We start from the raw sequence: 12,866 nt of genomic DNA, 5'->3' as shown, positions 1-12,866 counted from the left end.
TCAACTTTTTTATTTTGAGAAACATCTTGATAAATCAAAATGTTCTTCATTAGCCCCGATTGTAGTGAAAATCCTTTTCCTTTTTTTTGAAAAAGGAAAAGATTGTAACGGAAAGCGGGACTGGATTTCTTGAGGAACAAAATGTTTCTGCTCCAAAAAAATATACTTTATCTTATTCGTAAGTTTCGTTGTTTACTGCTGAATAAATGTTTTGGGCGTTACCTAAAATTTTGATAAATCCTTTGGCATCATCAGACGTCCAGGCATTGTTCATTTCGCCATACTGACCAAAACTATTTGTCATCAAGTCATTATCCGATTTGATTCCATCAAGCGAAAAATGATACGGTTTTAAGGAAACCGTCACGGTTCCGTTTACTGTTTTTTGAGTGTCTTCAAGAAAGGCCTCGATGTTACGCATTACAGGATCAAGAAATTGTCCTTCGTGAAATAACATTCCGTACCAGTTCCCTAGTTGCTCTTTCCAATATTGTTGCCATTTACCAAGCGTGTGTTTCTCCAATAAATGATGCGCTTTGATGATAATTAGTGGAGCAGCGGCTTCAAAACCAACTCTTCCTTTAATCCCAATAATGGTATCACCTACGTGAGTATCACGACCTATGGCGTAGGCATTAGCCAATTTTTCTAAGGTTACGATGTTATTAGAAGGTTTGTCTTTTTTACCATTTACAGCAATAATTTCTCCTTCTTTAAATTCAAGCGTTACTTTTTCTTCTCCTTCTTTAATTAATTGAGAAGGGTAAGCCTCACTAGGTAGCGCTTGGTGCGAAGTCAACGTTTCTTTACCGCCCACACTTGTTCCCCAAAGTCCTTTATTGATCGAATATTGCGCTTTTTCCCAAGAGTAATGCACACCGTTTTTTGATAAATAATCTACTTCTTCTTGTCTTGACAATTTCAAGTCACGAATAGGCGTGATGATTTCGATTTCTGGAGCGATGGTGTGGAAAATTAAATCAAAACGGATTTGGTCGTTTCCTGCACCTGTGCTACCGTGTGCGATTGCCTCTGCACCAACAGATTTGGCGTATTTAATAGCTTCAATCGCTTGAAAAACTCTCTCAGCACTTACTGATAATGGGTAGGTATTGTTCTTTAATACATTCCCATAAATTAAATATTTAATGGCTTTGTCGTAGTATTTGTCCACGATGGTTAGATTGGCGTGTTTGGCGCTTCCTAACTCGTAGGCTCTCTCTTCGATTGCTTTTAATTCTTCGTCATCAAATCCACCGGTATTGATTAAAACAGTGTGAACTTCGTATCCTTTTTCGTTTTTTAAATATTTAAGGCAATAAGATGTGTCTAAACCGCCACTATATGCTAATACAACTTTTTTCATTTTGATTTTATTTTTATTCCCAACGACCTTTCTGAAGGAAGGGACGTTTATTGGGTTACTATTTTAATTAATTCTTCTATGCTTCTCGGTATTTCCCTGTTATATCTCCCTATTTTTCTGGGAGGACTAGGAATTAATCTTCTAAGAAAAGCGCTTGCTTTATTTTTTTCAATCGGTTCCAAATCCGGGTATTGAACGTATGTTTTGGTGGTACTTTTGGTTTCTCTTTTGGATCATACAGCATTCCAGTACACAAGCACATTTTATTGTCTTTGCTTTTTAGGATTTCGTAATTAGTACAGGTTTGGCAGCCTTTCCAGAAACTAGGATCGGTGGTTAACTCCGAAAACGGTACTGGTTTGTAGCCTAAGTCAGAGTTGATTTTCATTACTGCTAAACCAGTGGTGATTCCAAATACCTTTGCATTGGGATACTTCTTCAATGAATATTCAAATACCTTGGATTTAATCTTTTTGGCTAAGCCAAGGTTTCTAAAATCAGGATGTACAATCAATCCAGAGTGCGCGACATAGTTGCTTTCTTGCCAGCTTTCGATATAACAAAAACCTGCAAAAACACCATCAACTAGTGCAATTACGGCATCTTGATTTTCCATCTTTTTCTGGATGTATTCCGGAGTACGTTTTGCTATTCCGGTTCCTCTCAATAGGGCAGATGATTCTATGGTATCGCATATAACTTGTGCGTACTTAAAATGTTCTTCCTGTGCTATAATAATGGAGATATTCATTTTAAAAGATGAATTTTTGAGTTAAAAATGATTGTTTGATAGTAGCAGAAATACGACTGAAAGTTACCGATTTATTATTTAATAAACGAGTATAAGTAATTGAATAACATTTAGTTAAAAATGGTATCAATACAGTTGTAATATAGGTTTTTGGATATGTAAATCCAATGGAATACAGTTGGAATTTCAAAACAGGAAAATGAAAAAATGAATAAAATCGAATGACTTAAATAAACACTATAGTAATAGTGTCCGTACTTCGGGCGAAGCAGGAGTCAATTTTATCCGTGAGATAGAAGTTATATGTAAACTTTTATTTTTCATTACTGCAAAAGTACATATTAATATAATACATTGATTAAAAAAAAAAATTATCACAAAATTAAAGTAGGATGTTATTAAAAACAAAATAGCTCTTTAAGATTGTAGTCTTAAAGAGCTGCTTATTAGTGAGTTTTAAAATTAATTTCCGAGTCGGTTGTTTCGGATAATATTTTTCACTTTATTTTTTAAGTCTTCACCAGTATCAAAAACCATCTGCTCATTTGTAGGGAATGGTAAGTAGTCACGGTCAAAATACGCGTTATACTCCTCATCAGAAGCTCTTCTATCTCCTTTAAAAGTTGCATAACTATTTTGAAAAATAAACTCACTGTTTATAGGAAACGATTGTAATAGCTGGTTAGTTTTCAGGTTTACATAATCAACGTTGGCCGTGACCTGGCAAGCTTTAAACTGGTTAGACTCATAAATTCGTGCTTTTACAGTTTTAAAATTATCAATTTTTATTGCATTTCCTAGGCTGTCTTTTACCACTTTTCCTCTATTATCAAGTAGTGTTTTAAGGCCGTCCTTAATTTGTTTTTCTTTGTAAAAAACATTCTCTTTAACTTGTTCAGGGCTAATCATAATGTTGGTGAAATTTATAATTAGTCCATAATCATAGTTAACGCCTTTTTGTTTCACATTATGGTAGACTGTCCATTTTTCATTCATTCCGTAAGTGCTAAAATCAAGTAAATCTTGCTGCAAACGTGTTGGAATAACCATATTTGTTTCATTCTTTAAAGCAATATTAACAAAATCAGTTCCTTTGAATTGCGCTTCATCCATTAATTTAACAACGTCCTTATAGTTGGGGTTAATTTGGTTCAAATAATTCAAATCATCGTAAGCACGACGAAATATTAATTTGTCATTGGTAAGCATTAATGCTTTTGAATTATCGTATAAATATTTAGATAAAGTATTTCTACTAGAGATAATCTTGTCATTATAATTGTCGAAAGGAAAATAAGCATTTCTACCTTTATTCAATAATGGCAAAGGAAGTATGGGTCTGATTCTATCTTGACGGTTGTTTAATTGTAAGTACGTTTTGTAAATCACTTCATAGTTACGCGGATTCCCATCTTTAGCAAGTAAGTCTAAATTGCGTAAGTCACGTTCTTTAGCTTTGGCGAAAGCCTCTTCAAGTAAATAAACATAATCTTGTTTTCCTTTAGCATTTTTATTGGAACGTAACCCTTCTACAGCGCGATCAATAGCGGCATCATAATCACCTTCACTTAATAAGTTTTGAGTTTTTTTAACCCCACAAGAAGCGATAAATAGTATAAAAGTGAATAAGAGTATTGTTTTTTTCATAATGCTAATTTTAGACAAATATATTTTATATAAGCTATGATTTCAAAATTGATGCCATAAAAAAACCATCAAAGTAGATTTGATGGTTTTGATGTATTAGTTTATCATTAATGCCCTCCGCCTTCGGTTTCGACATGGTTAATTCCTTGTCTTTTTAAAATTTTAGGGCAGTAAAAACCGTACCATCCTAAATATGCAAAACCAAGTAACGGAATTACATAAGAGAAATGCGTCCATGAAATACCAAATATTCCATTAGGACTAGTAAGATCGATATCGCAAATACTTCCTTGAATTAGCGGAATAACTCCCCCTCCAAGAATCATCATGATTAAGAAAGAAGATGCTTTACCAGTATTTTTTCCTAATCCCGCTATAGCTAAATCAAAAATAGAAGGCCACATAATTGATAAGAATAGCCCTCCAGATATAAAGAAGAATTTAGCAATTTCAGTATCGGTACAAACGAGACCTGCAAACATCATTAATAATCCAGAAAGACCAAAAAGCATCAATGTTTTTCCAGCATTTTTACCTCCTACAAAACTTACTCCAATAAATAGTAAAATCCAGATTGGGTAAATATAAAAGGAAGAAACATCATGTTGTGCAAAAACGTTGGCTCCAATAATAACTCCAAATGCTATTGCGGGTACGATAAATTTAAGCGCTGTGTTGACAAGGTTTGAAGTATTAAAAACATTCACACCACCATTCCAGCGGCCAATCATTAAACTTCCCCAATATAAAGCAATAAAAGGAGAAATGGCATCTTCTAGAATTCTGCCAAACTCGGCAGTATGTAACAATGCCGGTAGGTTGCTAATTATAGTTACCTCAGTTCCTACATATATAAAGATCCCTAACATTCCTAAGTATAATTGTGGGTAATCTAGAATTCGGAATTTATCTGTACCTTCAGTTATAATTGTTTTTTCAATTTTTGTAGGATTTTCAATTTTAGAAAAATTCATAAAAATGGCAACCACAATAAAAGCTATCCCTAAAATGATGAAGGGTAATTTTATATCTTCAAGAGAAAGGGTTGTTTTTTTATCATTCCCCATTCCAAATAATGCTATTCCTAATAAAATGGCACCAATTGTAGTTCCAAATGAATTGATTCCACCAGCTAAAGTCAATCGGTGTGCGCCAGTAGAGGGACTTCCCATTTTAATTGCTAGTGGATTCGCTACAATTTGCTGAATAGAAAATCCAAGACCTACTGTAAATAAGGCAGTCAAGAAAAAAGGAAAACTTTGCATTGTAGCTGCGGGTACAAATAAGAATGATCCAACTGCTGACAGCAACAAACCTGCTGATAATGTTTTTTTGTATCCAAATTTTTGTAAAACATCTACTTTTAATGAAATCAGGAAAAAGATAATTGATCCTACAAAGTAGGCTACATAAAATGCCCAGGCCACCAGTTGAGACTGAACTTGAGACAAGGTAAATACTTTTTTGAATACGGGTATTAGTATGTCATTAGCAGACCCAACAAAACCCCAAAAAAAGAAAACAATGATCAGCGAGATGAATTGTCCCCATTTGGTTTGTACATTTTCTGAATTCATAATAGTTAGTGATTAGATTTAAAATAGCTTATTAGTTCGAACGTAAATGTATATTTAAAGGCTATCAAAAAAAAATATATTTTAAAAAAAATTGATAAAATTATTCAATGTATATTTTTTGAAGTATTTGATTGATTTATATCTATTTATAACGATTGGTAAACTTATAAAATTAAGAAATTTGAGGGGTGTATTTAAAGCGTAAAGCAATTCTTAGAATCCGTATTTTTTTTGTAATTTTGCACAAATTTATAAAAAGACATTCATGTTAACAGTTAATAATTTATCAGTACAATTTGGAAAAAGAATCCTATTTGACGAAGTAAATACCACCTTTACACACGGTAATATTTATGGGGTTATTGGAGCCAATGGTGCTGGAAAATCAACATTTCTTAAAATAATTTCAGGTGAGATGGATCCTACTTCAGGACATATCCATCTTGAACCAGGTAAACGTATGTCGGTTTTAAACCAAAACCACAATATGTTTGATGAGCACACTGTTTTGGAAACCATAATAATGGGAAACAAAGTTTTGTATGCTGTCAAGAAAGAAATGGACGAACTTTACTTAGACTATAACGATAAGAATGCGGATAGAATAGGGGAGTTACAAGTACAGTTTGAAGAGATGAATGGTTGGAATGCCGACTCAGATGCTGCTTCAATGTTATCTAATTTAGGTATAGGTGAGGAACATCATTATACCTTGATGGGAGATCTTGAGGGGAAAATAAAAGTTCGTGTCCTTTTGGCGCAAGCTTTATTTGGAAACCCGGATTTATTGATCATGGATGAGCCTACCAATGATTTGGATTTTGAAACCATTGCTTGGTTAGAAAACTTTTTAGCAAATTATGAAAACACGGTAATTGTTGTATCGCATGACCGTCACTTTTTAGATTCAGTTTGTACGCATATTTCGGATATTGATTTTAGTAAAATAAATCATTATTCAGGTAATTATACTTTCTGGTATGAGTCTAGTCAATTAGCAGCTAAGCAACGCGCACAACAAAACAAGAAAGCCGAAGAAAAGAAACAAGAGCTGGAAGAGTTTATTCGTCGTTTTAGTGCCAATGTTGCCAAATCTAAGCAAGCTACTTCTCGTAAAAAAATGATTTCGAAATTGAATATTTCAGAGATTAAACCCTCAAGTCGTCGTTATCCGGCAATTATATTTGACCAAGAACGTGAAGCGGGAGATCAAATTTTAAACATCCAAAATCTAAGCGCTTCTATTGATGGTGAACTTTTATTTAAAGGTGTAGATTTGAATATGGCAAAAGGAGATAAGATTGTATTATTTTCTAAAGATTCTCGAGCTACAACTGCTTTTTATGAAATATTAAATGGAAATAGAAAAGCAGACACTGGTAACTATGATTGGGGTGTAACAACTAATCAAGCCTATTTACCAGTTGAAAATCACGCTTTTTTTGAAAATGATTTATCTCTTGTAGACTGGTTACGTCAATGGGTTAAAACAGAGGAAGAACGTGATGAAGTAAATATTCGTAGCTTTTTAGGGAAAATGATTTTCTCTGGAGAAGAAGCATTAAAAACATGTAGAGTGTTATCAGGAGGAGAAAAAGTACGTTGTATGATGTCCCGAATGATGATGGAAAGAGCTAACGTTTTGATGATTGATGAACCTACAAATCACTTGGACTTAGAGTCGATTACCGCATTTAACAACTCTTTAAAAAACTTTAAAGGATCGGTTATTTTTACCACTCATGACCACGAATTTGCACAAACGGTTGGTAACAGAGTAGTAGAGTTGACACCTAACGGCGCAATTGATAGCTATATGACTTTTGATGAGTATCTAGATGACGAGAAAACACAAGAATTAAGAACAAAAATGTACGCTAAATAAACAATTGTTTATTGATATACTAAAATAGTAACTCCTGTAATTAAATTTACAGGAGTTTTTTATGATTTTATTTTTTTCCAAACATTTTTGCGCCTACAAAAATAACTAAGGCAATAATTGCAATCACAATAAAGATACCTACACCCATTCCTGCTTTAAATATTCCGCCTACAACTTCGCAACTTGTGAATGAAAATAATACTATGCTTAGCATTAATAATCGAGTTAATTTATTTCTCATGATTTTGATTTTAAGTGTTAAATTTTGATAAAGTAAAATTACAAAGTTAGTGTGTGGACCCAATTATATAATTATATTAAAGAGTTGTGAAATTATGAGATGCATTTTCTCCGTCTTTATTTTAGAAATCATACATTTGAATTTGTATATTTGCATAACCAAACATTATATCTTACTATGACTCAAAAAGTTTTACTTAATTCAAAAGAAGTCAACATCATTCTACACCGTTTGGCTTGTCAATTAGTTGAAAAACATCTCGATTTTAAGGATACAATTATAGTAGGGATTCAGCCTAGAGGAACTTTTATGGCTGAACGTTTAAAGGAAATTCTAGAAAAGGAATACAATACGCCTGAAATCATGTTGGGTTATTTAGACATCACCTTTTTTAGAGATGATTTTCGTAGAACCGATAAGCCTTTAGAAGCAAATAAAACTAAAATCAATTTTATTGTCGAAAACAAAAAAGTCATTTTTATTGATGATGTTTTGTTTACAGGGAGAAGTATTCGTGCTGCGTTGACAGCGATTCAATCTTTTGGGAGACCATCAGAAATTGAATTACTCGTTTTAATTGACAGACGTTTTAGTCGCAATTTACCTATTCAACCAGACTATAGAGGCAGACAAGTCGATGCTATTAATGATGAAAAAGTGAAGGTAAACTGGAAAGAGAAAGATGGTGAAGACGGCGTTTATTTAATTACAAATTAGACCATTCAAGAGTTAATCTTATAAAATATTTAATCGAAAAAGAATGAAAGAATTAAGCGTAAATCATTTATTAGGTATCAAATACATTAACAAGAATGATATTGACCTTATTTTTGAAACAGCAGATCATTTTAAAGAAGTTATTAACCGACCTATAAAGAAAGTACCTTCTTTGCGTGATATTACTATTGCCAATATCTTTTTCGAAAATAGTACCCGTACCAAGCTTTCTTTTGAATTAGCTCAAAAAAGACTTTCAGCCGATGTAATTAGTTTTTCGGCAGCACAATCATCTGTAAAAAAAGGAGAAACTTTAATTGATACTGTCAACAACATTCTTTCCATGAAAGTAGATATGGTGGTCATGCGTCATGCTACTCCTGGAGCAGCCCATTTTTTATCTAATAATGTTAAAGCGAGTATCGTAAACGCTGGTGATGGAGCACATGAGCATCCTACTCAAGCGCTATTAGATAGTTATTCTATTAGAGAAAAATTAGGAGACGTAGCAGGAAAAAAAGTGGTTATTGTTGGTGATATTCTGCATTCTAGAGTAGCTCTTTCTAATATTTACGCATTGCAAATGCAAGGAGCAGAAGTTAAAGTTTGTGGTCCTAAAACTTTAATTCCTAGATACATTGAATCATTAGGTGTTACTGTAGAACCTAATCTTAGAAAAGCCTTAGAATGGTGTGATGTTGCTAACATGCTTCGCGTGCAAAACGAACGTATGGATGTGAATTTTTTTCCTTCAACAAGAGAATATGCACAACAATATGGTTTAGATAAAGCCTTATTAGATTCTTTAAATAAAGAAATCGTAGTAATGCATCCAGGACCTATAAATAGAGGAGTCGAAATCACATCTGACGTGGCTGATTCTAGCCAATCTGTAATTTTAAATCAAGTAGAAAACGGCGTAGCAATTAGAATGGCGGTAATTTATCTTTTGGCTTCAAAAATTCAATAATTTAAAAAAAGGGTATTACCTTAGCTCCTATAAATTCTTTAAAATAAACGATAATGAAAGTAGATCAAAAAGCACATACTGTTATAATTAAAGATACTCAAGGTGATTTTACTTCTTTTTTAATGAAAGTTACTCATCAATATAAAACATTCGAAAAACAAAATATTACGATTGACCTCTCGTACCACAGTGATTTAACTGCAAAAGATATTGAATTGTTTTTACCGCTTGCTACACAACATAAAAAAGCTAAAAAATCTTTTGTAATTGTTGCTAATGACATTGATTTTAATGCTGTTTCTGATAAACTTACGGTTGTTCCGTCACTTTTAGAAGCACATGATATTATAGAAATGGAAGAGATTGAACGCGATTTAGGGTTTTAAAAAAAAAAACTATTTCTTAGATTGTTTAATCGAATGCCAATTAGGATTAACCGAATAAACTTTACAATTGAATTTAACTATACTTGGTTGCTATGCAGCCACACCACGTACATTTACCAATCCTACAGCTCAAATTTTAGAAATTAAAAACCGATTATTTCTTATTGATTGTGGTGAAGGAACACAAGTGCAACTTCGCAAAAACAAAATTAAATTCTCAAAGATTAACCATATTTTTATTTCGCATTTACATGGCGATCATTTTTTTGGACTTATTGGGTTAATTTCGACCTTTATGTTATTGGGACGGAAAACCGACTTATATATTCACGGACCTAAGGGAATTAAAGAGATTATTAAATTGCAATTGAAATTATCGAATTCTTGGCCAACATTCAATCTTCATTTTAACGAACTAGAAGCTAAAGAAAGTGTGGTAGTTTTTGAAGATGACAAGGTTTTAGTGCGCACTATTCCGTTAAAACACCGTATTTATACTAATGGTTATTTATTTGAAGAAAAAACAGAAACACGTAAATTAAATATTCAGGCTGTTCAAAGCTATGAAATAGATAAGTGTTATTATCAAAATATAAAAAACGGAAAAGACATTACTCTAGATGATGGTCAGGTGATTGATAATGCTAAATTATCACTAGATCCACCTTTACCTATGCGTTATGCTTTTTGTTCTGATACGGTTTATAATGAAGCTATTATTCCGTTGATTGCAAACGTAGATGTATTGTATCATGAAAGTACTTTTTTAGAATCAGAAGAGAAATTAGCAGGAAAAACTATGCATTCTACAGCTAAAGAAGCGGCAACAATAGCGCTTAAAGCAAATGTGAAACAGTTAATTTTAGGGCATTATTCAACGCGTTATGACAATATTGAATTATTCAAAGAGCAAGCTATTACTATTTTTCCAAATGTTTTGTTAGCTGATGATGGTAAAAGCTTTGAATTTTAAAGTTTGACAATTTTTAATTTTATTATTATCCAAAAATAAACAATATGAACGACTTAAGTAATTACAGAAAATCATATGAAAAGAGTGAGCTATTAGAAACAAATGTTCCTGAAGATCCAATTAATCTTTTTAACAAATGGTTTCATGAAATAGAAGATTTTGGGGGTACCGAAGAAGTAAATGCTATGACTGTTTCTACAATAGGAATTGATGGTTTTCCAAAGGCTAGGGTGGTGTTATTAAAGAAATTTACTGAAGAAGGTTTTATTTTTTACACCAATTATAATTCTGAAAAAGGAAAGGCTATAGCCGAAAATGCTCATATTTGTTTGTCATTTTTTTGGCACAGTATGGAACGACAAGTGATTATAAAAGGAATAGCTCAAAAAGTATCCGAGCATGTTTCTGATAATTATTTTCAATCACGTCCTGACGGAAGCAAACTTGGTGCAATTGTTTCAAACCAAAGTGAGGTGGTTCCTTCTCGTGCTTATTTAGAAGAAAATTTATTGCAATTAGAAAAGGATTATGATAGTATTGTAATTCCGAGACCCAAACATTGGGGCGGTTATTTAGTGGTTCCTGTAGAAGTTGAATTCTGGCAAGGAAGACCCAATCGATTGCATGATAGAATACGTTATACTAGCGGAGAAGATTACACTTGGAAAATTGAAAGACTATCTCCTTGATGTAATGTTTTTCTGTAATATATAATTATAAGATGTATTTCGTCGGGTTTATTTCGTCTTTTGTCTGAATAAAGCATATATTTGAAGAGAATTACAACAATACAATAGTTAAGATTTCGCCCTAAATCTACTATAAACATAACCGAAAAGTAGTATGTATAATAGATAATTACTTGGTTGGTTAATTAATAGAAAAGCTGACAGAATCTAATTTCTGTCAGCTTTTTTTATTATCTATTTATTTTCTGTATTGGTACGACTTTTATTTTTGGAATTGATTCATAATAAAGTGTTTTAGATAGAAAATGCTCATTCTGATTGCGATAAATGTTTTTTTCTCTATACACCTCATTATAATCACCATTTAAGTTTTGATCTATAAAATATGCTCTTCGAACTTCATCATTAAAATTTAAATTGCTTAAGAACTCTGCATCTACTCCTTTATTTGTTTTAATATTATATGTTGTTATTAAATTTCCCCAATTAAAAAAAGCACATAGTAAAACCAAACCATACAAACATAAAACCATGTGGTTAAATAAATAAGCATTTGTTTTTTGTTTTTTGATTTTGAAATAAGTAAAAATTAAACCGCTTAGTGTGATTCCTAAAAAAGCATAAACACCAAGTCGTTTATAGGTTAGTCCATATTGCATAATGTATTCTGAATTTTTTATAGCTGAGCTAATAATCAATATTCCGTTTAAGCCAATCCATATTTTTGCTAAAAGCTTTAGTAATGTTGCTTTAGTATCAAAATTGAAACCTCCTTTAAAGTAAAATAGAATAACTCCTACAGCCATAATTATCGAAATGATTACAGCATTTACGCGATCATGAATTGCGGCACTAAGATTAGTAACCGTTTCTACTTTAAAAAATTGCTCGTAATTATAAGTTACAATAAAAACGAGTAACATAATATTAAGTAAGATCAGTGAAATTTCCCCGCTTTTTCGTTCAAATTCTAAATCTAAAAAAGAAAAGCTTCGGTTATTTTTATCTTTCGATTCTGATGAAAAATCATTTTCTAATTTGACATTTATTTTATTAGAATATTCAGGAACAAAGTAATTCCAAAAACTGAATGAAATATAAAAGCCTAATAGTGAAATTAAAATTAGTTGCCATAAATCTAAGTCTAATTCATATATAAAAAGGGATGAAAAAGTATCACTACCAAAAGAGTAAGCTACAAAAAACACCACAATAAAAAGGGTAGGAATCAAGAAATACGCTATTATTTTTTTGGCAGTATCGTTACCTATTTTTGTTTTTGGAAACCATTGGCTAAAGATAAACGGTCTTCCAATTGATGTGATGGCATTAAGGATAACAATAGGAATTGATTGAATAAGTTTTATTTGACTGTCTTTATTTTGAAATTGTAAAAAAACTAATGATAAAAAAACGGCAATAAAAGAAGCTATATCTCCATACCAAGCAAATGAGCATGCTGATAATAATGCCGTACCAGTTAAGAGTTTAAATAATAAACTTTTATTAGTCGTTTGATAAACAATCAAACCAATTAGGAGTAAAGAAAAGAGCGCTAAATTAAGACCGATACCTTCTTTGTAAAATAGTAACGTGAAGATAGCTGTAGAAACGAGGATTAATTGGTGTTTTTTCATAATTAATTATTTAAAAGTACTTTGTTT

12 protein-coding genes are annotated in these 12,866 nt (G+C 32.1%); 6 read left to right on the top strand and 6 right to left on the bottom strand.

Annotated elements, in window-relative coordinates; genetic code table 11:
* Window positions 1-172: 172 nt before the first annotated feature.
* From HNP99_RS10710 to HNP99_RS10695, 4 genes are all read right to left on the bottom strand, one after another.
* A complete protein-coding gene (locus HNP99_RS10710; RefSeq protein ID WP_173853378.1) occupies window positions 173-1,366 on the bottom strand; it encodes an argininosuccinate synthase in 1,194 nt (397 codons plus the stop codon).
* Between the two features lie 133 nt (window positions 1,367-1,499).
* Entirely contained in the window at window positions 1,500-2,117 is a 618-nt protein-coding gene (locus HNP99_RS10705; protein ID WP_173853377.1) for a GNAT family N-acetyltransferase, read from the bottom strand.
* 462 nt (window positions 2,118-2,579) lie between these two features.
* Window positions 2,580-3,764 carry a hypothetical protein gene (locus tag HNP99_RS10700; RefSeq protein ID WP_173853376.1) on the bottom strand — a complete coding sequence of 395 codons (1,185 nt, stop codon included), beginning with the start codon at window positions 3,762-3,764 and terminating at the stop codon, window positions 2,580-2,582.
* Between the two features lie 107 nt (window positions 3,765-3,871).
* Complete coding sequence (locus HNP99_RS10695) at window positions 3,872-5,341, bottom strand: MFS transporter (protein ID WP_173853375.1); 1,470 nt, start codon at window positions 5,339-5,341, stop codon at window positions 3,872-3,874.
* Window positions 5,342-5,606: 265 nt separating this feature from the next.
* Here HNP99_RS10695 and HNP99_RS10690 point away from each other — a divergent pair, with 265 nt between their 5' ends.
* Window positions 5,607-7,226: an ABC-F family ATP-binding cassette domain-containing protein gene (locus tag HNP99_RS10690; RefSeq protein WP_173853374.1), complete on the top strand. Its 1,620-nt coding sequence runs from the start codon at window positions 5,607-5,609 to the stop codon at window positions 7,224-7,226.
* A 67-nt stretch (window positions 7,227-7,293) separates the two neighbouring features.
* Here HNP99_RS10690 and HNP99_RS10685 read toward each other — a convergent pair whose 3' ends face one another.
* Window positions 7,294-7,467, bottom strand: a complete 174-nt coding sequence (locus tag HNP99_RS10685; RefSeq protein WP_173853373.1) for a hypothetical protein — start codon at window positions 7,465-7,467, stop codon at window positions 7,294-7,296.
* A 177-nt stretch (window positions 7,468-7,644) separates the two neighbouring features.
* Here HNP99_RS10685 and pyrR point away from each other — a divergent pair, with 177 nt between their 5' ends.
* The 5 genes from pyrR to pdxH all read left to right on the top strand — a co-directional run bounded on the left by pyrR (window position 7,645) and on the right by pdxH (window position 11,202).
* The gene (pyrR, locus tag HNP99_RS10680) at window positions 7,645-8,184 is read left to right on the top strand and encodes a bifunctional pyr operon transcriptional regulator/uracil phosphoribosyltransferase PyrR (RefSeq protein WP_173853372.1); all 540 of its coding nucleotides are present in this window, start codon (window positions 7,645-7,647) and stop codon (window positions 8,182-8,184) included.
* Between the two features lie 43 nt (window positions 8,185-8,227).
* Window positions 8,228-9,154 (top strand): aspartate carbamoyltransferase catalytic subunit, encoded by a 927-nt coding sequence (locus tag HNP99_RS10675; protein WP_173853371.1) that lies wholly within the window; start codon window positions 8,228-8,230, stop codon window positions 9,152-9,154.
* 53 nt (window positions 9,155-9,207) lie between these two features.
* Entirely contained in the window at window positions 9,208-9,540 is a 333-nt protein-coding gene (locus HNP99_RS10670) for a ribonuclease Z (RefSeq protein ID WP_173853370.1), read from the top strand.
* A 67-nt stretch (window positions 9,541-9,607) separates the two neighbouring features.
* Window positions 9,608-10,513 carry a ribonuclease Z gene (locus HNP99_RS10665; RefSeq protein ID WP_173853369.1) on the top strand — a complete coding sequence of 302 codons (906 nt, stop codon included), beginning with the start codon at window positions 9,608-9,610 and terminating at the stop codon, window positions 10,511-10,513.
* A gap of 44 nt (window positions 10,514-10,557) precedes the next feature.
* Window positions 10,558-11,202 (top strand): pyridoxamine 5'-phosphate oxidase, encoded by a 645-nt coding sequence (gene pdxH, locus HNP99_RS10660; protein WP_173853368.1) that lies wholly within the window; start codon window positions 10,558-10,560, stop codon window positions 11,200-11,202.
* A 230-nt stretch (window positions 11,203-11,432) separates the two neighbouring features.
* On the opposite strand, the gene HNP99_RS10655 is transcribed toward pdxH, so the two are convergent.
* Entirely contained in the window at window positions 11,433-12,839 is a 1,407-nt protein-coding gene (locus HNP99_RS10655; RefSeq protein WP_173853367.1) for a DUF4153 domain-containing protein, read from the bottom strand.
* Window positions 12,840-12,866 lie beyond the last annotated feature (27 nt).

Source organism: Flavobacterium gelidicaeli, from assembly GCF_013294005.1.
In the GTDB taxonomy this organism is placed as follows: domain Bacteria; phylum Bacteroidota; class Bacteroidia; order Flavobacteriales; family Flavobacteriaceae; genus Flavobacterium.
This window is presented reverse-complemented; position numbering and strand designations above follow the sequence as displayed.